The organism is Marinococcus salis (assembly GCF_054971365.1).
In genome coordinates this window covers 39247-63644 of the sequence record NZ_JBQOJB010000002.1, presented here as the reverse complement: position 1 = coordinate 63644, position 24398 = coordinate 39247, and the positions used below count along the sequence as shown (strand labels likewise).

Genomic DNA, 24398 nt, shown 5'->3' with positions numbered 1-24398 from the left:
CGTTTCAAGGCACCTTTAGAGCGGCGTTTCTTATGAAGCGTTCTCACACAACTACATTGTACACTAATTCTTTTCACTTGACAGTCCCTAAACTGAATTATTTGCTTTTCAGTACGGCGCGGCATATTTCTTTTTCTTAAACAATAATCGCTGTGCTATGATTTATACATACTTTTTACTTTCACGGGGGAATTTTTATGAAGACACTTATCTTTGATTTAGACGACACCCTGCTTTGGGACAAAAAAAGCATCTCCGAGGCCCTGCGTGCTACAGCCTTCGACGCTGAGATACGCACCGGGGTAAAAGCGCCGCTGCTCGTGGAAACTGTGAAGCAGACAGCACCCGAACTCTACAAGAATCTCTCTGTGTATGACTTCACTAAAACCATCGGTATTAACGCATTCGAAGGTCTCTGGGGACATTTTGACGATATCGAGCACCGGCGCTTTCAAGAAATGAGCCGGCTTATTTCCTCTTACCAGAAGGAGACCTGGACAAGGGCGCTTTCGGCCCACGGTATTCATCAGCCGGAGACAGGGGAATGGCTGAAAAATCGTTTTATTATGCACCGGCGGCATCTTCCCTACGTCTACTCCGATACTTTTGAAGTACTCCACACGCTAAAGGACCAGTATCAGCTGCTTATGCTTACTAACGGCTCCCCGAGCCTGCAGCGGCTGAAGCTCTCCCTGACTCCAGCCCTGGTGCCTTTTTTTGATCATATTATTATCAGCGGCGAATTCGGAGTTGGAAAGCCCGACCCTTCCATATTTACTCATGCGCTCCGGCTTGCCGGCAGCGATCCCGAGAATACATTAATGATCGGAGACAATATGAACACCGATATTTCCGGGGCCAAAAACGCCGGCATCAGCAGCGCCTGGATCAACCATGACGGCAGCATCCCGGCACACGACTTCCGGGCTGACCATGAACTAGCGTCACTTGGGGAGATTCTTCATATTCTGCGCTGAGCCTCTGCCTGCTCTGTGTAGCTTATAAAAACGGGCGCAGCTTTTTAACATATCGTTTCACACGGAAGAGCACCTCACGCTGTACCGCCGGGCGGGAAATCTGGGAGGCCACTGCTTTTACGTCAGGATAAACTCCGTAAGCATGATAAGCAACCGGTATGAGGGCTTCAAATAGTATATCGCCGTGTTCCCGGTGGATGACTTCAGTTTTCACCTCCGCTATATGTGTCCGGAGCTCATCCTCTGGTTCTTTTAAATAAACGGCTTCAATATCAAAAATGTATTGCGGCATAGCCTATTCGTTTCTCCTTTCCAGATGAAGGGTAAAAATATTCTTTGCAAATGGCGGCTTTCGTGTTAATTTAGTACAATGTTTGTAGTAATTATACATAAAATTGTATGAATATCGAGGTGAAGAAAATGAGTTCCACCCCATCCAATCGGGCGTCCCACGCCCTTAAGTTTATTATCCCTTCGTTGATCGGGATTTTCTTATTTATGGTTCCTATTTCTACCGACGCCGGCTTAACTGTTCCGGTGGCCCTTCTTGCCGGGTGGCTCGAAACACTGCTAAGTGGCATATTACCCGCTCTGGGCGTTATTTTCATTGGCATTTCCGTAGCCGGCGCCATCATTGCCAGATTTCGGCCGTTCTCTTCAGGCATTGCTGTTTCATTGTTTCATGTAACGAACGGCTGGCTTTTCATCCGGATCTTAGGCTTTCTGTTTGCCTTTTTAACATTGTTTCAAATCGGCCCTGACTGGCTTATCGGGGATGCCACCGGCGGTCTCCTTCTTTATTCCCTAATACTGCTTTTAATTACCGTCTTCTTTTTCGCCGGTTATTTCCTGCCGTTTCTGCTTAATTTCGGCCTGCTCGAGTTTTTCGGCTCCATCCTTACCATTCTGATGCGCCCGTTATTTACGCTTCCGGGTCGTTCGTCGATTGATGGTCTTGCTTCCTGGCTGGGAGATGGAACCATCGGGGTGCTTTTAACAAGCCAGCAGTATGAAAGCGGCCATTACACACAGCGGGAGGCTGCAGTTATCAGTACGACGTTCTCGGTGGTCAGCATCACCTTCACTATCACCATTCTCGGTGAGTTGGATCTGCTTGCCTACACCCTGCCGTATTACCTCACCATCGTTGCTGCAGGTGTCGTATGCGCACTCATTATGCCCCGGATTCCTCCGCTTTCCCGGAAGAAGAACGAGTATTACAACCAGCAGCCTGCAGACGAGATTGCCAATGGCCAATCAGGCAAGAACCCTGTCGTTTCCGGGTGGGAAAAAGCGCTCCACAAAGCTTCCCACACCCGCTGGTCTTCCGTCCTGGTCAGCGGCACAAAAAACGTACTCGACATGTGGATCAGCGTGATCCCAATTGTCATGGGCCTTGGTACTATTGCTGTTGTAATTGCTGAATCCACGCCGCTGTTCGCATGGCTTGGGGCCCCGTTTGTTCCGCTCCTGCAGCTCATGCAGATCCCGGAAGCTACAGCAGCCAGCGAAACGATGCTCATTGGCTTTGCGGATATGTTCCTGCCGGCTATTCTTGGCACGGACATTGAAAGCGAAATGACCCGCTTTATTATTGGGGCTTTATCGGTCAGCCAGCTTATTTATATGTCCGAAGTCGGCGGCCTGCTGCTTGGCAGTAAGCTTCCTGTCCGATTTACCGATCTTGTTCTCATCTTTTTGGAAAGAACCATTATTTCACTCCCAGTTATTGTTCTTATTGCTCATTTCATTTTTTAATACAGCGGCAGGAGACAAAAAAGCTATAAAAAGCCGGCGGAGGGCTCCGCCGGCTTTTTTATGCTTCAGTACGCTGTTTTCCGTACCATTCATCAAGCACTTTTGCATCGAGTACCTTGCTTTCAATAAAGTTCTGCTGCTTTGTTTTAAATTCTTTCTGCCAATTAATATTCAGCTCTTCTGCAAGCTCTACAGTGGTAAGCAGCTCCTGCCAGGCTACGTAACGTTTGTACCAGAAAAACTGCGGCTGTTCATTCATATAAGGATACAAATCGTCAAAAGCTGTATGTTTACAGTCGATGGTGCGTTCAAATTGAGTTTTTGCTTCCTGCAATTTGCCGGCAAAAAACGTGCTGAGGTTTGTTTCGTTTTGACTCATCAGCTCTCCATCCCTTCTGTTATTTACCTATATTCTGCCACAGAAACGCCTGTTCGAAAAGAATTAAGTTCATCCTGATCTTTCCAGAAAACAAAAAGCGCTGCGGAGCCGCAGCGCTTTGTTTATCTATTAACCAATCCGGTCAAGCCGGCGTTCCATCCGCTCAAGCTGATGGTCTCCGGCTTTCTTTTTATTGGAGGATTTAATCAATTTTTTCAGTTTTTTCTTCGTCGTTCCTGCCGGAAGAAGGCCCTCGCTGAGCAGAAACTTGTAGAAGAAATCAAGGCGTCCGGTCTCGAGTTGGTAAGCGCGCGGCACCTGCTGCAAATACGAGGTAACGGCCTCTGATAAGGAAGAATTGTGAGCATCCAACTCGCTGTAACGTTCTTTATACATGCGGTAATTGTTTTCACTGAGGCGGTTCATAAGCGTCAGCAGAAAACGCTCTTCATTTCCCTGAAGCTGAAAGCCTTTTTTCTCAATCAAACGAAGAAACACCGCAAGGTCCGTGTTATAAAAGTCGAGTGCCAGCTTCATTTCGCTTGTGACAGAAAGCGTCAGCGAGTATTTTCCCTGGGCACGGGCAAGCAGCCGATTGTAAAGCGCCCGGTTTACACGGTCATTTAAAAGAAACGACGGATGGATCGTATACAAATACTTTTCGATATCCTTATTGAGAAGTTCATCAGTCCAGTCATCGTTTTCACGTCTCTGCCTCATCTGTACCTGCAGGTCTGTGTTATGACCCTGGATCCGTTCTTCTGTTTGGCGGGCAAGCTGATTGCGCTTATCTCTCCATTTTTGCTTCATTGCTTTAAGCATATGAAAGCCTCCCTTCCTTATCCTCTCTCTTATAGGCTGGTTTTATCCAACCCTCTCTTTATTTCCTAGAGCAGTGTATCACATCACAACTCAAAATAAAATAGAGCATTTAAAAGTTTTTCGTATTAATTTAAACCTTTGCGCTACTGAGAAGACTTATTAAGCTCACATAAGGATATATCGCTTTTTAAAGGCATTCATTTCTGTTTTTTATAACAAAAAAACCTTTCCGGCCGGAAAGGTTTTACGTATCAATATGCAGGCGGGGACCCGCAGTCGTTATGTATAATGAATTAATTGAATTCATGCAGGCCCAGGCTTATTTCGAGGCCTTTACGCACCTGCTCCATGGTATCATCGTCCAGGTGGGTAATCTTATCCGTTAACCGCTGCTTGTCAATGGTACGCAGCTGTTCAAGCAGAATAACGCTGTCGCGGTCAAACCGATGCTTAGCTGCATCAATTTCCACGTGCGTCGGCATTTTTGCTTTTTTAATCTGTGCCGTAATAGCTGCTACAATTACCGTGGGACTGAAGCGGTTACCAATATTATTTTGAATGATAAGTACGGGTCGGACGCCTCCCTGCTCAGAACCGACTACTGGAGACAGGTCCGCAAAAAATACGTCCCCCCGTTTAACTACTTTTTTATGATGCTGATTGTTTTGTTTCGAATCACTCAAACCACCCATTCACCTCCTTTTCCGGTTGCGCGCTTATGCTGCCGGACAGGATGAACAGCTAGTTTTGTTCGTTCAGCCGTCGTTCTGTCAATTGTGTAGATTCTGTTTCGGCATATTCAAATTCAGCGCATATTTCAGCATTTAGTGCAGCCATTTCTGCATATCCGTTCTTCAATTTTTCCTGCATGTCTGTAGATTTTTGTTTTTCGATCTGGTCCTTTAACACCTGATGAAAAAAAGAATCCTTTTCGGACTGGGACAGATGTTCGATTTCCGTATAGAGTTCTTCTGGAAGTTCTAGAGCGATCTGCTGAAGCTGCGACATACGTAATTGGCCCCCTAATGTTCTGTTTTCCCTCCCTTATTATATAAGAAAGCTCCCCGAAAATGAAATGTGTTTTTAAAAATTTTTTATTAACATAGCTGTAGAACAATCAAAACAACTGCGGAGAAGGGATAAATAATCGATATTTAATTATGTTTATGCACATTAGAATTGGGCAATATAGAAAATACAATTAATTTTAAGACGGACTATTGTCTTTCAGGACGTTATCTGCTATGGTGTAATTAATTAATTTCATATCCTGCTTCTTTATTTGAGAAGTGAGGTTAGAGGTTGCGAAAATTATTAGTACGCTTTAGGAAGAGAAGGAGCTCTGGTGATTAAAGCGGAAAGGGGTTTTTGCCGAAGCTGAGAACGACTCACTCGTTCAACGCTGGTCTCGTATTGAATAAATGCGGGACTGTCATACAGGTTTTCTGTATGGAGGGCTATCTCACGCACGTGCGGTTCTGCTTAACAGCTGAAGCGTTCCTGCAACGATGGACTCCTTCCATGGTTGCTTTTTTCGTGTCCAGGCGGAGGCGAAGACGTGAAACCGCAAGCCCTCTCTTTTTAGGCAAGACTATACTTTTAAGAGGGTGAGTAATTATGAATTTTGGAAGATTAAGTACAGCGATGGTGACTCCATTCGATGAACACGGAGATATAGATTACACTGCATTAACCAAATTAATTAATCATTTGATCAGCACTGGAACAGAGAGCATTGTAGTTGCCGGCACCACCGGCGAATCTCCAACGCTTTCCCATGAAGAGAAAATTTCATTATTCCGTCATACGGTCCAGACTGTTAACGGCCGGGTTCCGGTTATTGCAGGCACCGGCTCCAATGACACTAGAGCTTCGCTTGCATTATCCCTTGAAGCAGAAAAAACCGGCATTGACGCTGTCATGCTCGTTACTCCTTATTACAATAAACCGAGCCAGGAGGGAATGTATCAGCATTTCCGCACGATTGCCGAAGGAATTAACACTCCGGTGATGCTGTATAACATTCCGGGAAGAAGCGCGGCCGGCATGACCCCGGAAACGATTGTCCGTCTTTCCCATGTCAAAAATATATGCTCTATTAAAGAAGCTAGCGGCGATCTTGAAGCTGCTGCCTATATTCTGCAGCATGCGCCTCAGGACTTCACTTTGTACAGCGGTGATGACAGCCTTACACTTCCACTGCTGTCCGTCGGAGCTACAGGCGTCGTTTCTGTCTCTGCCCATGTAGCCGGAGAAAGCATGCAGGACATGATCCAGAGCTTCTTTAACGGCCAGCCGGTATACGCCGCTTCCCGGCACCGGGACCTGCTGCCACTCATGAAGTCCATGTTTGCAGCTCCTAGTCCGACACCGGTAAAAGCAGCCCTTGAAATGCGCGGCATCATTTCCGGCGATGTCCGTCTGCCGATGGTCCGTTTAAATGCCGAAGAAGAAGCGCAGCTTCGCCAGGTAGTGGCGCCAGCAGCTTCCTTTTATGTTGGCTGATACTGGCCAACAGCCTTAAACCCCGCTGTTTTAAGCGGGGTTTTTCTGTTTTGTTTCTATTTATGCTACGATGTAGAGGCAAAAATGATTATAGGAGTGCGTATGGATGAAAAAAATAATAATCGCGCTGATTCAACTGTATCAACGATATATTTCCCGGTTCACTCCACCTTCGTGCCGCTTTTATCCTACCTGTTCACAGTACAGCATCACCGCCTTTGAAAGGTTTGGATTTTGGAAAGGGGCCTTTCTAACAATTCGGCGCCTCGTCAAATGCCACCCTTTTCATCCAGGCGGTTTTGATGAAGTGCCAGAAAAAAAACAAGCGCCTGCTAAGAATGATGCTTAACAGGCGCTTGTTTTCGTTTTTTTAACAGCAGCTGGTCCACCCAGCCGGTACCAAGCAGCACGCCAGCAACAATAAATACGAAGCCTCCAAGCTGCGCTGGTGATACGTTTTCTCCGAGGATAAGCGCAGAACTCAATAAACCAAAAAAGGGAACGAAATTATTAAATATAGCGGTTTTCCCCGGACCGATTTTCGAAATTGAGGCGTTGTATAATATCTGGCCAAGGCCGGTGGCAAATATCCCGGAAAGCAAAAACACGAGCCATACCCAGCCGGGCGCCGTGATGTATGATTCCCAGCCGGACGGGGCGAGGATAAAGCTGACGGCAAACAATCCGACAGAACCGACCATCAGCGTATAAATCGTCAGCACTCTCGGGGCTACCAGCTCGGAGGCTTTTTTTATAAACAAAAAGCTGATAGCCTGTGCTGCCATTGCGGCAAAAATAAAAGCGTCTCCTGTAGCTGCGCCTTGAACTGCGCCCCCATCTTCTCCAGTAACATTGATGAGCACTGCCCCGGCGAACCCGGCAAATACACCGAGCCAGCGAAGCTTCGTAAAGGCATCACCTAAAAAAATCATAGCTAACAGCGATGTGGTAATAGGAAGAAGAGCCAGAATCAGGGAGCTTTTCACAGCGGTTGTTTCACTCAGCCCTACAGCCAAAAAGGTATGGTGGCCGGTCATGCCAAACACCGCAGCCAGCAGAATATACTTAATGGCGGCCCTTGGGACCCATTCAAACTCCCTGCGCAGAAAAACAAACAGAGCTACGGAAAGACCGGCGAGCAGGATGCGTGCTGCCTGCATGTAAACCGGGTTTATTTCCGCCACCAGCACCTTCAATGCCACCACGTTAAGCCCCCACATCAGCATAACAAGCATGACAGATCCATATAATTTTCCGGCTTCAAGTGGTCGCATTCCTGATTCTCTCCTTCTTTATTACATTATTGTTTCGCCTAGTATAAATAACACAAGACTCAATACTACGGCAGCGCTTAAAATAAATGCAGCATTTTTTCTTATTACCTGGATGGTGGTTGTCCCCATTAGATGAGAAGACATGAGGATGGCGCCTGTGAATGGAGACACCTGGACACCAAGCATCCAGGACATCAAAAGCAGTACAGCCATAAACGAAGCCTCCACCCCAAAAACTTCTGGAGAGAGAGCCCCGCCAAGTCCTGTAACGATGATCACTGGGTGAATCCCTAAGGTGGAGAGACCCATTACAATAGCCACCACCCAGGCAATCAGCAGAATCATATAGCCCTGGGATAAAAAGCTGACAGCCTCTGAAAGCCAAGCCCCGGCATCACTGCTTCGGAGCGCAACGCTAAAGAAACCGGCCGTTACAAAAATACCAATTTCATTATACAGGCGTTCAAACGACCCGCTCACGTGTTTCCAGGTGGACTGGGCAAATGAAGTGGCCTGTTTGAGCGCAAGAGCCCATGTCCACGGATACAATAGAGCCAGTATAGAAACAATTGTCAGCATATTATAAGGTAGAAGCATTTCAAGCAAAAAAGAAGCCCCAAGCAGTATGCCCAAAAATAGTAAAAACGTACGCATCGAAGTCATCGGAGGTCTTGCTTCTTTGTTTTTTTCTGGCGACGTCCAAGTATCATCAGCAAATGCGGAGGCCCGGAAGAATACAATAACCAGGGTAGTCAACACGGCAGCCATTATGATGCCGTATGGACCGACTTCGCTCCAGCTTAAATCATAGATACTTAAAATAAGGGCCATGTTTACAAAGTATGGCGACCAGAGCATACAGGAACCGAAGCCCCGCAGCACCGTCAATGCCATTCTTTTTTGTTCAAAAGATGGAAAGCTTTCCTTGGCAATACCGTACACAAGTGGCATGGAGCCGAGATTAAGTATGGCACCGATGCTTGCTGTTACTCCGTAGCCAAGCTGATGCGGAGGGACCGCTTTCTTTTCATTTCTCCGTTTAAGGTACTGCTGAAAAGCATGCAGGTGACCCGCTTCAGACATGTACGTGCCGATGAGAGGCACTGTTAGAAAAAGCGCCAGCAGTGAAAGGTTCTCCCCAAAGCTTGTCCATACAATATGCCAGGAAACTCCGTAAATCCAGAACAAAGCAATGCCGACAGCAAGCAGCACATAAACGATGCGGCGGTTCAATGCAGGCATAACAGGCAAGGAGGCCACAAGCAGTACTCCGGCAATAAAACTGTACGCGTATTCGACGTAAGGCACGTGTAAAAGCACTTCTAAAAAATAGCAAAAAACAGCCACAAAGGCAGCGGCTCCGAGTGTAGTTTTTATGCAGGCCTGATGGTTCATGTTCATACCTCTTTTTAGTCAAGTCATCGTTGCAAACATCTTTTATGCTATCACTATCCGGAAAAAATAGCCAACACCTGCCTCTCACAAAAAAGCAGGCCCCTTTAAAAGGAGCCCGCTTCCTGTATACTATCTGTAATTGGCATTCATCCTGCTTTCCGCAAAACCATCACCAAGCACTCCGGGTTCTTTAATATACATCTCCCTCGGCACGTGGCTTAGTAATTCACACCCGTTTTCCGTAATACGGATTGATTCCGTAATTTCCACGCCGTGGTCATCCAGCCATATGCCAGGCATGAGATGAAATGTCATGTTCGGCTGCAAAATAGTGTGGTCGCCTTTCCGGAAGCTGACGGTATGCTCGCCCCAGTCCGGGGGATAGCTGAGTCCGATGGAATAACCGAGACGGGATTCTTTAAAATATCCACGTCTTGCAATGGTCCGGCTCCAGACATTTTCCACTTCTTCCGCCGTCATTCCAGGCTTAATTGCGTCCATCGTTGTTTCGATCCCTTCAACCACTGTTTCCGACAGGTCGTACATTTTCTCCGGAGCCTGTCCGATCGCCATCGTCCGTGCCATCGGAGTATGGTAGCGCATATAGGCTCCGGCGATTTCAACTGTCAAAAAATCCCCATAGTTATATTTCCGGTCTGTCCATGTCAAATGAGGCGTTGCTGTGTTTTCATTGGCAGGAATCATCGGCACAATGGACGTATAGTCACCGCCGAATTCCTTCGTACCAAGAATTTGGGCGTTAGTAATGGCCGCGGCCACTTCATTTTCCCGAACGCCGACATCCACTGTATCAAACCCTGCCTGCATGGCATTTTCAAGTATTCGGCCGGCGCGGTACATACATTCGATTTCCGCGTCTGACTTCACGAGCCGGACCCAGTTGACGAGCGTGCTGAAATTACGGAATTCTGCATTTGGGAGACCAGCCTGAATTCGCTCGTAGCACATCGCGGTAAAGTAGAATGCATCCATCTCCAGGCCAATTTTCCGGTTGCCCTGTCCAATTTCTGTCAAAATATTCGCCGCGAAATCCATTGGGTGCTTGATTGTCGACTGTACAAATTCATCAGGGTACGGGATGATATGATCGTCATCGAGCCAGGTGGTGACTACTGCACTATGGGCATCCATTTCCCTGCCGATCCATAGCGGCTGATCTTCATCAATCATTACAATCACCATCTGATGCACATAAAACGACCAAGCATTGTATCCCGTTAAATAATACATATTGGACGGATTAGAGACCAATAGTACTTCAATCCCGTATTCCATCATTTTCATTTTTGTCTGGTTCATTCTCATCAGGTACTCATCTTTTTCAAACAACATGAGCTGATCCCCCCTTTTATCCCGTCTACATTTATTTATTCATCGATGGCAAAGCATACGAGCCGTTTTTCCGACATTTCCTCGATGGCAAAAGCCACGCCTTCCCGGCCGATCCCGGAATGTTTGACGCCGCCAAACGGCATGGCATCAATGCGGAAATCGCTGCTGTCATTTACCATGACGCCGCCGACATGGAGTTTACGTACAGCCTTCAGCGCAATATTAACATCTTTCGTATAAATGCCGGCCTGCAGACCGAAAGGCACGGCGTTTGAGCGGGTGATTGCTTCATCAAATGTGGCAACAGAAGCAAGTATGACGACCGGCCCGAACACTTCTTCTTTTACTATCGCCAAATCCTCCGGAACATTCGACAGGACGGTCGGTTCGATAAAGGCACCGTGCCGGTTTCCGCCGGCGAGTACTTTGGCTCCCGCCTCCACTGCTTCTTTTATCCAGCTTTCAATTCGCTTAGCCTCTTTTTCATTGATGACCGGCCCAATATCGGAATCCTTATCCATTTTCCTTCCGGCACGTACCTGTCTGGCCTTTTCCACAAATGAAGTCTCAAAAGCGTCGTAAATATCTTCATGAGCGTATACCCGCTGCACACTCAGGCAGTTTTGGCCAGCAGCCCCAAATGCTCCGTCTACGCCTGACTGGGCTGCTTTTTCAATGTCCGCGTCCTTCCAGACAATATATGGGGAATTTGATCCGAGCTCCATGGACAGCTTTTTCAGACCTGCTTTGTGGGCGATACTTTTGCCTGTTTCGTACCCACCAGTAAAGCTGATCATCTGTACATCTTCTGACTCCACCAGAATGTCGCCAATGTCACGGCCTCTTCCGGTAATCACCGTCATTACTTTTTTCGGCAGCCCGGCAGCGATAAATGCTTCGGCCAGCTTCAGGGCACTGAGCGGCGTTTCTGTCGCCGGTTTCACGATAACCGCATTTCCGGCAGCGATGGCCGGCGCTACTTTATGGGCCACTAGGTTCAACGGATCGTTAAACGGTGTAATAGCTGCCACGACTCCCACTGGAAAATGATAATAGTAGCCCATCCGGTGCGTATTGCCTTCCATCTGGTCAAAATTAATCGATTCCCCGGAAAGACGGCGGGCTTCTTCCGCCCCGAGACGAATAGTTTCGGCAGTTCTCCTTGCTTCACCGGAAGCTTCTGCTATCGTTTTGCTCCCTTCAAGAGCAATTATTTCCGCAAACTCCTCTGCATGGTCGAGCACGTAATCCGCCACTTTGTTTAATATATCCATACGTTCCCGTACACTCAAAGCTTCGGCAATCTCTTTACCTTCAACAGCAATACGCACAGCTTCGCGTGCATCGTCGCTGCTTGCCATCGGCACTGTGCTGATCACAGATTGGTCTTCGGGATTGACAACGTCCAGCGTCTGCTCACGGCCGACCCATTCTCCGCCGAGAAGCATTTTTTGCTCTGTAATTTTTGTGGTCATGTTATCCCGCCTTTATATAGTATTTCGATCCATGTTAATCAGGTCGATCAACAAGGCAAATCCTGTCTCCGGCACACCGGCTCCAGCCCCCATCAGCGTAATTGGACCGCTCAGGTCGCATTCATAAGTGACAGCGTTTACTGCACCTCCTACATTGGCGAGGGCGTCGTCTTCGGAGAGCAGCTCTGGTTTTACCGATCCTTTGATTGTGCCTCCATTGTTTTCAACACGCCCGATCAGCTTCCAGTGCTTGTTTTCATTTCTTGCCTTCTGCATATCTTCTGCAGAAAGAGCCGTAATTCCTTGGCGTTCCACATCGTCTTTTTTCAAATCCGCTCCCATCACAACATTGGCGAGAATAACTACTTTATACAGTACGTCATAGCCTTCGACATCGCTGGTAGGATCCGCTTCTGCATATCCACGGGACTGAGCTTCTTTTAAAGCTTCGCCGTACTCCATCCCCTGCTCCATCTGGGTGAGCATGTAGTTTGTTGTTCCGTTCATTATACCTTTAATTGAGGTAATCCGGTTCCCGGAAAGGCTTGTCAGCGGCATTCGAAGCGCCGGGGTGCCACTCATGACTGTCCCTTCGAATAAAAACCGTACGCCATTATCCTGGGCAAGTGCCTGAAGTTCTTTATAGGCAAGCGCCACTGGCCCTTTATTCGTAAGCACAGCATTTTTTCCAGCCTTAAAAGCTGTTTTGCAGTGATCAATCGCAGGCTGGCCTGTGTCCACATTGGTAAACGTGATTTCAATCACGGTATCTGCGTTTGACTGGGTGATTGTTTCGATGCTGTCCCAGCCGCGCACGAGCCCTTCGGTATCAGGGTAGTTTTCGACTGTTCCATCTCTTTTCAGACAATCAAGAACCTTCTGCATGTCAAGGCCTTCCGGGTGGTGAAGGGAGCCTTTATACAAATCGGACACGGAAACTACTAAAAAGTCGGAACCAAAGGTTTCTTTCAGCCAGCTCCCCCGTTCAAGCAGTATTTCTGCAAGGCCGCGGCCCACTCCGCCAAACCCGATAAAATCTAATTTATGCGGCATATTTTTTCCTCCCAGTCTAATCTGTCTTGTGCTTTGTCATATAGTGTACAGCTGCTCCTGCAAGCAAGGAAGCGCCAATTGGTAAAATGGTTTCTTCAATATCAAACTGGGGCATGTGCAGCCCACTGTCTGCACGATCATGATAACCTGCGCCGAGAAACATCATGCAGGACGGCACCTGGCGGGCCATGTAACTGAAATCTTCTCCGCCCATGCCGTAGGATTCTTCGTGGATCATTGTTTCCGGGTACAGTTCTTCAAGCACCGCCCGGTAAACCTTTACCGCTTCGGGACTGTTAACGAGTGCCGGCTCGCCTTCAGCAATCGTTACCTCCTGGGAGGCGTTCATTGATTCCGCTATGCGAAAGGCCTGCTGAAGCTCCTCGCGAAGCCGCTTACGGGTAGCATCTGAATAGCTGCGCATTGTGCCCCGGATACGGACTTCGTCCGGTATGACGTTGGTCGACGCTCCGGCCTTTAATTCACCGATACTTACAACCGCTGGTTCAAGCGGAGATGTCCGCCGTGACACGATTCCCTGCATCGCCTGCATCACAAACGTGCTGATCCATACCGGGTCAGTCGCAAGATGCGGATACGCCCCGTGGCCGCCGCTTGCGCGGATGATCCCTTCAAACGTATCAATGCCTGCCATACTCGGACCTTCCTGCAGCCTTACATGACCCGGTGTGAACTCAGGGTCCATGTGCAGCGCAAAGGCTGCTTCGGCTCCTTCGAGCCATCCACGGCTGATTAAATAAGGACTGCCGGTGCTTCCGTATTCATCCGTATCTTCTTCAGCCGGCTGAAAAATAAACCGGATTGTTCCTTTTAAATGCTCCTGCTGCTTGTGTAGCATAAAGCAGGCACCGAGCAGCATGGCCGTGTGAGCATCATGCCCGCACGCATGCATTTTCCCTGCACACGTAGAAGTGTAATCACAGTCGTTTTCTTCCTGAATCGGAAGGGCATCAATATCAGCACGCAGAATGACGAGAGGGCCGTCACCGGCCCCGAGCTCTGCGATCACGGCCGTGTCGAGACCTGTGTCTTCTCTTCCGCTGTATACTGTTAAATGGGGGAGTCTTGCAAGCGTCTGTTTAATAAATGCTGCTGTCTCATACTCCTCAAAGCTCAGTTCCGGATGGCGATGCAGGCTGCGTCTCCATTCCACCAGCTGCTCTTTGATCGCTTCTGCTTCTTCCTTAATCGTTTTTGTCATTATCGTCATCGCTCAAACCGTCCTTTAGTTTTGCACGCTTTCAGCTTTTGGCAGCGAAGCCAGCGCCTGTTCCAGATCGTTAATGAGGTCATCTGCATCTTCAATGCCGACCGAGTAGCGCACAAGGCTTTCGGGGATACCGAGCGCTGCCCGCTCTTCCGGCGTATTTTCTACGTGGCTCGTCGTTCTTGCCGGACCGACCGTTGTTTCCACCGACCCGAGGTTTGCCGCCCGGTTGGCGTACTCAAGCTTTGGCAGAAACTGGCGTACAGCATCCATTCCACCTTTTAGCGAGAAGCTGAACATGCCGCCAAACTGGTTCATCTGTTTCGCCGCAATATCATGACCCGGATGAGTTTTAAGCCCTGGGTAGAAAACCTGGTCGACCTGCTCATGATTTTGCAGATGTTCAGCGATTTTCATCGCGGATTCACACTGCTGGCGCACCCGGAGATGTAATGTTTTCATGCCCCGAATCATCAGGTAGGCAGCCATTGGATCCATTGTAGCTCCGTTAATTTCGCGGTAATGAAAGATTTTTTCCACCAGGTCTTTCCGTCCGCATACTGCTCCGCCGAGGGCGTCTGCGTGTCCTCCTAGAAACTTCGTCGCACTGTGAATAACAAGATCCACACCAAATTCGAGCGGGTTCTGGTTGATAGGGGTTGCGAACGTATTGTCAACAAACACAAGTGCGCCTACTTCTTTTGCTACCTTGGTCATTCGCTCAATGTCAGTAATTTTCACTGTAGGGTTTGTTGGCGTTTCTAAATACAAAACGTCGCAGCCTTTCCGCACTTCTGCTTCAATTTCTTCGTGGTTGCCTGTTTCACAGAGTGCAACCTCGATGTCCATATGCGGAAGAAACTCAGTAAAGATTTTATTGGTGCCTCCGTACGTATCTTTCATCGATACTACCCGGTCGCCAGGGCGAAGGAACGTAGCCAGGGAGTTGCTGATTGCCGCCATGCCGGTTGAAAAACTTGTAGCCGCTTCAGCGTCTTCCAAAATACGGATTTTATCTTCGAACGACTGCAGGGTTGGATTGGTGTTCCGGCCATAGATATGCCCTTCTTTTTTTCCTGTTGCCACATCATACCAATGGTCTAAATCATCGTAAGTATAGGCAACACTGTGGACTACCGGAACCTGGGTAGCTCCAAAAGCGCGGTATTCTTTTTCTCCTGCCCATACTGCTTTCGTTGAACGATTAATGTGTGTGTTTGCCATGATTGAACACAACCTTCCCTGTTACTATTTTTTCTCTATTTTTAGTGTATAGATTATTTGGTTAAATTCCATTCACACAATTGTATGAAGTTTCGCACTTTTTTTGCACAATGTGCATGACACATTATCTTCCATGCAAATATGGTAGAATAAAACTAGAAGAAAAATTTACGTTTTTGGTACTGTAAAGGGGTGTCTCGCGATGATTTCCATGCAACAAATATTACAGCTTCCGATTATGAACACGGCCCTTCCATTGACGTCGAATGCCGATTCAAGCTCAATTACAGTCTACTGGGCATCGGTCATAGAAACACCTGTAGAAAATTTTGTCCGGCCTCGGGAATTAATTTTAAGCTCGGGGATTGGCTGTCAAAATGACCGGGATCTGCTGGAATTTATTGAAGAACTGATGGAAGCGGGAGCGAGCGGCTTAATTTTGTCGGTCGGCCACTATATTTCGTCTATTCCTGATGCCGTAATTGATTTTTGTGAAACAAAAGCGTTTCCGCTTGTGGAAGTTCCGTGGGAAGTTCGCTTTTCGGACATTACAGAAGCGATTTCTGGAGCTCTTCATAAAAGCTCTCTGCGCTCCATTGATGTGTCAAATAAAATCCGTACAGACCTTCTCGAAATTATTCTCGAGGGCAAAGGTATGGAAGCGATTGCTTCTTACGTATACGAACAGCTGCAGATCCCGATGCTCGTAGTGGATAAACGCGGCCGCCTGAAAGCCCAGACGGAGCAGTCAGCCGGGGCAGCTGAGTGGTGGAACAAGTATTTAAGCCAGGGGGGCAACCCGCTTTTTCCCCCTTTTCAGCAGCCGGATCCGGAAAAGACCCTGCCGGCAAATATGGAATGGATGGACACTGATGCCGGCACTCTGCTGCGTTTAACTGTGCAGACGACCCAGGATATCCAGGGCTATATGATTCTTCAATGGCCCAGCAATAAAGAAAAGCATGACGTGTTTGAAGAATACACCCTGCTTCTTCTTGAGCACTCGGTCACTACTTCTGCTCTCTGCTTTCTGCATGACCAGACAGCGCTTGAAACCGAGATGCGCTTGAAGGATGATTTTGTCTGGAGCCTGGCCAAAGACAATTACGAATCCCGGGACCAGGCGTTATCCCGTGGAAAATCATTAGGCTATAACTTAGAGCTTCCTTACATCTGCTTTGTGGCAAAGCCCGAAAATGTTGAACGGGTTTTTCACGCAGAATCTCCACCGCTGTCGTATGACCACTGGCTCGAACAGATCGGCTATACGTTTGAAGAAGAAGTCTCCCATGCAAGTCGTTATTTAAAAGCCCGGGTGATGAGCACTTTTCAAAAATCCGAACTCATTGTCTATTTGGAAATGCATCCGACCATGATGTATGATACCGTTTATTATTTCGCTGAAACGGTGCAGTACCGTCTCGAGCAGAAAATCCCTCACCTTGTCATCTCCTGGGGTGTCAGCAAAACAGCCGCCCCGTGGGAATTTGTGGCCAGCTTTTCGGAAGCTTCCTCTGCGCTTGATGCCGGCCGCAGACAGCGGGGCTTCGGCTACATTCATACGTACGAAGACACGCGTTTCGACCGGGCTCTGATGTCTCTTGCCAAAAATGAAGAAATCCGCCAGATTGCTGAAGCTACAGTTGCCCCCCTTCATCATTATTCCATTGAACGGGGCATTGATTTAATGAAAACGGTCCGCACCTATAACGAATGCAAAGGGAACGTCAGCCAGACCTCGCGGGAGTTAAACCTGCACCGCCAGTCCCTTTTATACCGCCTAAAAAAAATTGAGTCGCTTACAAGCTGTGATTTAAATAATTCCGACGATTTGTTTTTAATCGAGCTTTCCATCCGGCTTCATACGGCCGGAGCACTGTTTGTTACCGATGAGCGTACGTCTCACGCATAAAAGAACAAAACACGAAAATAACTCTGCCCACGGGCAGAGTTATAATAATTTTTGCCGCTCGTAATCCGTTTTTACGTCACGAAGCGTTTTCAACGATTTTTGGGAAAATTCATCTTCTTTACTTTCAAGTTCCTGCTCGTAAGCATTAAATGCCTGCCGGAGAGATTCTTTATAAGTCATGTCAGGCGCTGTGTCAATTGGCTTCACGGCTTTTTTCTGTACCCAGATTTTTTCCTTTTCCGCAAGCGCCCGGCGTTCATGAAAAATTGGCACATTCGTCTTTTTTGGCTGGTGCAGATCTCCCTGCTTAGGATGCTCTAGTACCATCTGTACTTCCATCAGCCACTGTTCTGGATTTTCTTTCACAGGGATTCCAACATAAATTCCTGATTTGTAAGGAAATCGATACTGTTCCATCTTTTTTCCACCTTTCCTGTCAGCCTCCCGGCGTTATCGCAACAAACCATTCCCACAACATCTCTGCCCACGGCACAAGATGCGTGTTTGTCCATTCATTGTATTCGCTCCATCCGAAAAGCACCTGAGCCATTTCCCCGGAAAACGAAACCATTACAAACAATAACGCCGTTGCCAAAATTAGTACGATGATGACTGCATAAACAATTAGTGCTGTTAAAATCCCTTTCGCAACTTTTTTCACTATAAACCCTACTCCAACAAAGTTTTAATCTATTGTATCAGATTATTTATAAAAATTCATTACAGTACGTGAAATTTAAATATTTTTTCTTAAAAAAGCCCGGAGTTACCGGGCTTTTTTCTACTACTGCAAATTGGTCGTTCCCATCAAAAATCGATCGCACTCGCGGGCTGCTTCGCGTCCTTCGTGGATAGCCCAGACTACAAGGCTTTGGCCACGACGGTTGTCGCCTGCTGCGAATACTTTTTCATTGTTAGTCACATAACTTCCGTACTCGGCATTCACTGTGCTTCTTTCAGTACGCTCGATTTCCATCTGCTCAAGAAGCTCCTGTTCCGGGCCGGTAAAGCCAACAGCTAGCAATACAAGGTCTGCTTTCCAGACACGCTCGGTCCCAGGCACTTCATGGCGGACCTTTTGGCCATCCTCAAAGACAGTTTCCACTTCCACCGTATGGATTTCTTTTACCTGGCCTTTTTCGTTTCCAACAAATTTCTTAGTCATAACTTTGTATGCACGCGGGTCATCACCTTGAAGAGCAGCCGCTTCTTTGTGACCGTCCTCCTGTTTATAAACAAGTGGATACAGCGGCCACGGGTTATCTTCTGGACGGTCGTTGTCTTTTTCTTTATTAATATCAAATTGTGCCAGGGAGGCGCAGTTGTGACGGAGGGAAGTCGTAATACAGTCCACACCGGTGTCCCCGCCGCCAATGACGATTACATGCTTGTCTTTTGCGCTGATATAGCGTCCGTCTGCGAGATTCGAATCCAGCAGGGATTTTGTGTTTCCGCGAAGAAAGTCCATCGCGTAGTGGATTCCTTTTAATCCGCGTCCTTCTGCTGGCACATCACGGTGCTTCTGGGCTCCGGTACAGAGAATAACCGAATCGTATTCTTCGTCAAGCTGCTCGGATGTAATATCTTTTCCGACATCGACGCTTGTCCGAAATTCGATGCCTTCTTCTTCCATAATGTCTGTTCGCCTGGTAATTGTTTCATTTTCCAGTTTTACTTCCGGGATACCGTAGGCAAGCAGTCCGCCAATGCGATCGTCCTTTTCGAAAACTGTAACCGTATGACCGGCACGGTTCAGCTGTTGTGCTGCTGCAAGTCCAGCCGGTCCGGAACCAATCACTGCCACTTTTTTGCCTGTTCTCGTTTTTGGAGGCTCAGCTGTAATCCAGCCTTCCTTAAACCCTTTTTCAACGATATGATACTCAATTGATTTAATGGTTACAGGGTCATCGTTGATAGCTACCGTGCAGGATCCTTCGCACGGAGCCGGGCACACTCTTCCGGTGAATTCCGGGAAGTTGTTCGTTTTATGCAGGCGTGTTAATGCTTCCTGCCATTTCCCGCGGTAGACAAGGTCATTCCATTCTGGAATTAAATTGTACACCGGACAGCCAATTTCATCGGAACCCACCATGGAAGTGCCGGCCTGGCAGAAAGGAATTGCACAGTCCATACAGCGGGCGCCCTGTTCCTGGAGTTTGTCTTCCGGCATCATGATTTGAAACTCCTGCCAATTTTTCACCCGTTCGAGCGGATCCAGCTTGCTTGGAGCTTCTCTTTTATATTCTAGAAAACCTGTTGGCTTCCCCATTTCCTTCACTCCCACTTTTAAAATCGTTGCACGCTGTTCGCACAACGCCTTTATTTGAAAAGTCAGGAAGGCTCTAAAAGCCCCCCCTATTAATTTCCAGTGACTTTCTCTTTATCTTTATCTCCCTCAGTTGTTGCCTCCTGGAAGGCTTCAAGTACAGCGTCCGCTTCGCTTAAACCGTTGTCTACTCTTTCCTGAATCGACTGCAGCATCGCCTGGTAGTCGTATGGAATGACTTTCACAAAATGCTCTTGTTCGGTTTCCCAGGCAGCGAGAATGCGTTCTGCCACTTCACTGCCTGTCTGTTTTCCGTGCATTTCAATCATCTGACGGACTTCCTGCTCGTCCTGTGCGGATTCGAGCGGCTCCAGGCCTACCATTTCGCTGTTGTATTTGCTTTCCAGTGTACGGTCGGGGTCGTACACGTACGCTACGCCACCAGACATCCCTGCTGCGAAGTTCTTTCCAGTAACGCCGAGATTGACGACCACGCCTCCGGTCATATACTCACAGCCGTGATCCCCGACGCCTTCGACTACGACTTTCGCTCCGCTATTTCTGACACAAAACCGTTCTCCGGCTACCCCACGGACATAAGCCTCTCCAGAAGTAGCTCCGTAAAACGTGGTGTTTCCGATGATAATGTTATCCTCCGGCTCAAACGTAGACGTATCCGGCGGCGTAACGATCAATTTCCCGCCTGAGAGTCCTTTGCCGATATAGTCATTGGCATCACCAATCAGGCTTAGCGTCATGCCCTTAGGGATAAACGCCCCGAAGCTCTGTCCCGCGGAACCGTAGAAGGTAAATCTGATGGTGTCCTCCGGCAGGCCTTCGACTCCGTATTTCTGGGTAATTTCGCTTCCGAGCATCGTTCCGGCCACCCGGTTCGTGTTTTGAATATCAAATTCTCCAAATACCGGTGTCCGGGATTCAAGAGCGTCCTTGGCCGCGTGCTTTAGCGTCGTTTCATCAAGAGATATATTCAACTCATGGTCCTGTTTAATGTGAGCCACGTGCTTCGATTGATTTTTCGCTTTCGGCCGGTGAAGCAGGTTAGACAGATTCACGGTCTGTGCTTTTTTATTATTGACTGATTCTACCTGCTTCAGCACCTCGGTATGTCCGACCATATCGTCGACACTGCGGAAACCGAGCTCTGCCATAATTTCACGCAACTCTTCAGCCACAAAAGTCATAAAGTTTACGACATTGTCGGGCTTGCCCATGAATTTTTTCCGCAGTTCAGGATTTTGTGTCGCCACACCTACCGGACACGTATCGAGGTGGCAAACACGCATAATGACACAGCCGAGCACTACGAGCGGTGCCGTAGAAAATGCATATTCTTCTGCGCCGAGGAGTGCGGCCACCGCTACGTCCCGGCCTGTCATCAGCTTGCCATCCGTTTCCACTGAGATCCGATTCCGCAGATTATTCATTACAAGCGTCTGGTGTGTTTCCGCCAGGCCAATTTCCCAAGGAAGGCCGGCATGCTTAATGCTTGTCCGGGCTGCTGCCCCTGTGCCGCCATCGTAACCGCTGATGACTACGTGGTCTGCGCGTCCTTTTGCGACTCCGGCAGCAATGGTGCCGACCCCGGTCCCTGAAACAAGCTTTACGCTGACACGGGCATTCGGGTTGGCATTTTTCAAATCATGGATCAGCTCCGCTAAATCCTCAATCGAATAAATGTCATGGTGCGGCGGTGGAGAAATCAAGCCGACACCTGCTGTCGTACCACGCACTTCCGCAATCCATGGGTACACTTTTTTGCCGGGAAGCTGTCCGCCTTCGCCTGGCTTTGCCCCCTGAGCAATTTTGATTTGTATCTCATCGGCGTTCACCAGATAGTGGCTTGTAACACCAAAACGTCCTGAAGCTACCTGTTTGATTGCACTCCGGCGCAGGTCGCCGTTTTCATCCGGCGTAAACCGCTCTGGATTTTCCCCGCCTTCACCCGTATTTGATTTCCCGCCAATACGGTTCATCGCAATTGCGAGTGCTTCGTGGGCTTCCTCGGAGATAGAGCCAAACGACATTGCTCCGGTTTTAAAGCGTTTAAAAATGTTTTCCACCGGTTCCACTTCATCGATACTGACAGGTTCACGTACGCCTTTGTTAAATTCGAGCATCCCGCGAAGAGTTGTCTGCTCCTGTTCCTGTTTATCAATAGCATCTGAATATTTTTTAAACAGGGTAAAATCATTTGTTTTTGCGGCGTGCTGAAGCATATGGATGGTATGCGGATTATACTGGTGAGGTTCGCCATTTCGCCTCCACTGCAGATCATCTCCCGGGTCAAGCGTTGTGTCCAGGCCTTCCCGGTCATTGTAAGCCCGGAAGTGGCGCTCGAGGACGTCTTCAGCAATAATTTCTGTGCTTACACCACCGATTCTCGAGGATGTCCATGTGAAATAGCGATTGATCACTTCGTCATTAATGCCGACAGCTTCAAAAACCTGGGCGCCCCGGTAACTCTGTACCGTAGATATGCCTATTTTCGAAAGAACCTTCATGATCCCTTTCGTAGCCCCTTTAATATACGTGCTTACCGCTTCCACGTAGGAGCCTTCCATTAATCCTTCTTTGATCATGTCATCGACCGAATCAAAGACGAGATAAGGGTTGATCACTTCTGCCCCGTATCCGAGCAGCACTGCCAGATGATGCACCTCCCGTGGTTCAGCACTTTCAAGCACCAGGCTGACGTCTGTCCGACGGCCCGTGCGGATCAGGTGGTGATGCAGGCCGCTGACGGCAAGCAGAGCTGGTATTGGGGCAAAGGTCTCGCCTACATCGCGATCGCTTAAAATAAGAATGGTCGAGCCGTCATCGATGAATTGGTCCGCCTGCTCAAATAACCGTTCGAGGGCGTCTTCCATTTCATTAGCTCCTTTTGCAGCTTCAAAAACGATAGAAAGCGTTGAAGCAGCAAACCCTTCCTGTTTATTGGATCGCAGCTTGGCTAAATCCTCGTTGTTGACTATTGGCTTTTTTAAATACAGCTGCTGGGCATGCGAAGGTTTCGGGTCGAGCAGGTTGCCCTGTTTACCGATAGTCGTGCCAACAGCAGTGACTATTTCTTCACGGATGGCATCTATTGGCGGATTTGTCACCTGGGCAAACAGCTGTTTGAAATAGTTGTACAAAAGCTGCGGCTTTTTCGAAAGCACTGCAAGCGGAGAGTCGTACCCCATTGAACTTACCGGGTCGCCCGCTCCGGTTGCGAGCGGCTTAACTACTTTTTCCAATTCTTCATACGTATAGCCAAAAGCAAGCTGGCGCTGCTCTAATTTTTCAAAGTTAGTATTGTAGACGTCCTGACTTTCAAGCACATCCTCTAAATCCGTCAGGTATTCATCAGTCCACTCCTGGTATGGATGCTCACCAGCAATTTTGTCTTTGATCTCTCCGTCAGGAACAATACGCCCTTCTTCAAGATCCACAAGCAGCATATGCCCCGGATGCAGGCGCTCTTTGTACAGAACGTCTTCCGGAGCGATATCAAGTACGCCCACTTCCGAAGACATGACAATCTGATCGTCTTTAGTGACATAATACCGGGCAGGACGAAGTCCGTTGCGGTCGAGGCAGGCGCCGATCTGGCTGCCGTCAGTGTAAGCTATGGCTGTCGGCCCGTCCCACGGCTCCATTAAACAACTATGGTACTGGTAAAATGCACGTCTCTTTTCATTCATTAACGGGTTATTTTGCCACGGTTCCGGAATCATCATCATCGCTGCATGAGGCATTTTATGTCCCGACAGCGTCAAAAATTCAAACGCGTTGTCAAACATCGAAGAGTCGCTGCCTTCGGCGTCCACCACCGGATGCACCTTCTCCATATCGCTGCCAAAGAGCTCTGATTCAAACTTTGGCTCTCTCGCATGCATCCAGTTAACGTTCCCTTTGATCGTGTTGATCTCTCCGTTATGGATAAGGTAACGGTTCGGGTGCGCGCGCTCCCAGCTTGGAAATGTGTTCGTGGAAAAGCGGGAATGCACAAGCGCCAGTGCCGTTTCAAACTGGCGGTCATTCAAATCTTTGTAAAACTGATTGAGCTGCTCGGTCGTAAGCATCCCTTTATAAACAATTGTGCGGGACGACAGGCTTGCAAAATAAAAGCTGTCCTGGTCATGAAGCTTAACTCCATGCTCATGCTCAGACCGTTTTCTGACAATATACAATTTTCGCTCAAAATCTTCTCTCGTTTTTACATTTTCCGGGCGTTTAATAAAAAGCTGCCGGATGGCAGGCATTGCTGAGAGTGCAGCATTTCCAAGCATGGAGTCGTCAGAAGGCACTTCGCGCCACCCAAGCAGGGGGAGGCCTTCTTCCTCCACCATTTTTTCAATAGCCTGTTCGCATTGGGCCCGCCTGGTCTGGTCTATAGGCAGAAACAGCATCCCCACTCCGTAATCGCCTTCTTTCGGCAGCGAAAAACCGAGCTCGTTTTCTTTATTTTTAAAGAAACGGTGCGGAATCTGCAGAAGCATTCCTGCCCCGTCTCCTGTATTCACTTCATCTCCCTGGCCTCCGCGATGATCCAGGTTTCTTAAAATTTGCAATCCTTTTTCAACAATATCATGTGATTTTTTCCCTTTAATATCCGCAAGAAAACCGATCCCACAGTTATCCTTCTCAAACTGAGAGTCATACAAGCCTTCTTTATAATGTTTTCTAGGCAATAACATATACCCCTCTCCACCTCTCTCCATGGTGTCCAAATTTAAATTGGTTTGCATATTATATCATTTTTCTAAACATTCGA

The 24398-nt window shown here is 48.1% G+C and carries 21 protein-coding genes and 1 riboswitch; of the genes, 5 read left to right on the top strand and 16 right to left on the bottom strand.

Features of this window, described 5'->3' with window-relative positions; all coding sequences use genetic code 11:
• Positions 1 to 197 precede the first annotated feature (197 nt).
• A complete protein-coding gene (locus ACTTK6_RS02135; RefSeq protein WP_079476516.1) occupies positions 198 to 977 on the top strand; it encodes an HAD family hydrolase in 780 nt (259 codons plus the stop codon).
• A 22-nt stretch (positions 978 to 999) separates the two neighbouring features.
• Here the strand turns inward: ACTTK6_RS02135 and ACTTK6_RS02130 are convergent, their stop codons facing one another.
• A complete protein-coding gene (locus tag ACTTK6_RS02130) occupies positions 1000 to 1269 on the bottom strand; it encodes a hypothetical protein (RefSeq protein WP_462832506.1) in 270 nt (89 codons plus the stop codon).
• A gap of 128 nt (positions 1270 to 1397) precedes the next feature.
• Here ACTTK6_RS02130 and ACTTK6_RS02125 point away from each other — a divergent pair, with 128 nt between their 5' ends.
• Complete coding sequence (locus ACTTK6_RS02125; RefSeq protein WP_462832505.1) at positions 1398 to 2735, top strand: YjiH family protein; 1338 nt, start codon at positions 1398 to 1400, stop codon at positions 2733 to 2735.
• 58 nt (positions 2736 to 2793) lie between these two features.
• On the opposite strand, the gene ACTTK6_RS02120 is transcribed toward ACTTK6_RS02125, so the two are convergent.
• From ACTTK6_RS02120 to ACTTK6_RS02105, 4 genes are all read right to left on the bottom strand, one after another.
• Positions 2794 to 3114: a hypothetical protein gene (locus ACTTK6_RS02120; RefSeq protein WP_079476519.1), complete on the bottom strand. Its 321-nt coding sequence runs from the start codon at positions 3112 to 3114 to the stop codon at positions 2794 to 2796.
• 129 nt (positions 3115 to 3243) lie between these two features.
• Positions 3244 to 3936 carry a hypothetical protein gene (locus tag ACTTK6_RS02115; protein WP_079476520.1) on the bottom strand — a complete coding sequence of 231 codons (693 nt, stop codon included), beginning with the start codon at positions 3934 to 3936 and terminating at the stop codon, positions 3244 to 3246.
• Positions 3937 to 4229: 293 nt separating this feature from the next.
• Positions 4230 to 4619, bottom strand: coding sequence for a type II toxin-antitoxin system PemK/MazF family toxin (locus tag ACTTK6_RS02110; RefSeq protein ID WP_233133223.1), 390 nt, complete (start codon positions 4617 to 4619; stop codon positions 4230 to 4232).
• A 58-nt stretch (positions 4620 to 4677) separates the two neighbouring features.
• Complete coding sequence (locus tag ACTTK6_RS02105) at positions 4678 to 4944, bottom strand: hypothetical protein (protein ID WP_079476522.1); 267 nt, start codon at positions 4942 to 4944, stop codon at positions 4678 to 4680.
• A 280-nt stretch (positions 4945 to 5224) separates the two neighbouring features.
• Positions 5225 to 5404, top strand: a riboswitch (Lysine riboswitch).
• Positions 5405 to 5553: 149 nt separating this feature from the next.
• Here ACTTK6_RS02105 and dapA point away from each other — a divergent pair.
• Positions 5554 to 6441 carry a 4-hydroxy-tetrahydrodipicolinate synthase gene (gene dapA, locus ACTTK6_RS02100; protein WP_094908062.1) on the top strand — a complete coding sequence of 296 codons (888 nt, stop codon included), beginning with the start codon at positions 5554 to 5556 and terminating at the stop codon, positions 6439 to 6441.
• A gap of 106 nt (positions 6442 to 6547) precedes the next feature.
• On the top strand, positions 6548 to 6790 hold the full coding sequence (gene yidD, locus ACTTK6_RS02095) for a membrane protein insertion efficiency factor YidD (protein WP_079476524.1): 243 nt from the start codon (positions 6548 to 6550) through the stop codon (positions 6788 to 6790).
• On the opposite strand, the gene ACTTK6_RS02090 is transcribed toward yidD, so the two are convergent.
• The 7 genes from ACTTK6_RS02090 to ACTTK6_RS02060 form a co-directional block, all read right to left on the bottom strand.
• Positions 6774 to 7715, bottom strand: coding sequence for a DMT family transporter (locus ACTTK6_RS02090; protein ID WP_094908064.1), 942 nt, complete (start codon positions 7713 to 7715; stop codon positions 6774 to 6776). The two genes, yidD and ACTTK6_RS02090, sit on opposite strands and share 17 nt — an antisense overlap.
• Positions 7716 to 7736: 21 nt before the next feature.
• Positions 7737 to 9110 (bottom strand): hypothetical protein, encoded by a 1374-nt coding sequence (locus tag ACTTK6_RS02085; RefSeq protein WP_462832504.1) that lies wholly within the window; start codon positions 9108 to 9110, stop codon positions 7737 to 7739.
• Positions 9111 to 9239: 129 nt separating this feature from the next.
• Entirely contained in the window at positions 9240 to 10463 is a 1224-nt protein-coding gene (locus tag ACTTK6_RS02080; protein ID WP_079476527.1) for a M24 family metallopeptidase, read from the bottom strand.
• Positions 10464 to 10498: 35 nt separating this feature from the next.
• Entirely contained in the window at positions 10499 to 11938 is a 1440-nt protein-coding gene (locus ACTTK6_RS02075; RefSeq protein ID WP_462832503.1) for an aldehyde dehydrogenase family protein, read from the bottom strand.
• A 12-nt stretch (positions 11939 to 11950) separates the two neighbouring features.
• Positions 11951 to 12991, bottom strand: a complete 1041-nt coding sequence (locus tag ACTTK6_RS02070) for a homoserine dehydrogenase (protein WP_079476529.1) — start codon at positions 12989 to 12991, stop codon at positions 11951 to 11953.
• A gap of 16 nt (positions 12992 to 13007) precedes the next feature.
• Positions 13008 to 14222, bottom strand: coding sequence for a M20 metallopeptidase family protein (locus ACTTK6_RS02065; RefSeq protein WP_462832502.1), 1215 nt, complete (start codon positions 14220 to 14222; stop codon positions 13008 to 13010).
• A 15-nt stretch (positions 14223 to 14237) separates the two neighbouring features.
• Positions 14238 to 15443, bottom strand: a complete 1206-nt coding sequence (locus tag ACTTK6_RS02060) for a cystathionine gamma-synthase family protein (RefSeq protein WP_079476531.1) — start codon at positions 15441 to 15443, stop codon at positions 14238 to 14240.
• A 202-nt stretch (positions 15444 to 15645) separates the two neighbouring features.
• Between ACTTK6_RS02060 and ACTTK6_RS02055 the strand changes: the two genes are divergently transcribed.
• Complete coding sequence (locus tag ACTTK6_RS02055; protein ID WP_462832501.1) at positions 15646 to 17355, top strand: PucR family transcriptional regulator; 1710 nt, start codon at positions 15646 to 15648, stop codon at positions 17353 to 17355.
• Positions 17356 to 17394: 39 nt separating this feature from the next.
• On the opposite strand, the gene kapB is transcribed toward ACTTK6_RS02055, so the two are convergent.
• From kapB to gltB, 4 genes are all read right to left on the bottom strand, one after another.
• Complete coding sequence (kapB, locus tag ACTTK6_RS02050) at positions 17395 to 17772, bottom strand: sporulation phosphorelay system protein KapB (RefSeq protein WP_094908067.1); 378 nt, start codon at positions 17770 to 17772, stop codon at positions 17395 to 17397.
• A 19-nt stretch (positions 17773 to 17791) separates the two neighbouring features.
• Positions 17792 to 18016 (bottom strand): hypothetical protein, encoded by a 225-nt coding sequence (locus ACTTK6_RS02045; RefSeq protein ID WP_079476534.1) that lies wholly within the window; start codon positions 18014 to 18016, stop codon positions 17792 to 17794.
• A 123-nt stretch (positions 18017 to 18139) separates the two neighbouring features.
• Entirely contained in the window at positions 18140 to 19624 is a 1485-nt protein-coding gene (locus ACTTK6_RS02040; RefSeq protein WP_094908069.1) for a glutamate synthase subunit beta, read from the bottom strand.
• Positions 19625 to 19713: 89 nt separating this feature from the next.
• Complete coding sequence (gene gltB / locus ACTTK6_RS02035; protein WP_094908070.1) at positions 19714 to 24321, bottom strand: glutamate synthase large subunit; 4608 nt, start codon at positions 24319 to 24321, stop codon at positions 19714 to 19716.
• Between the last annotated feature and the right edge of the window lie 77 nt (positions 24322 to 24398).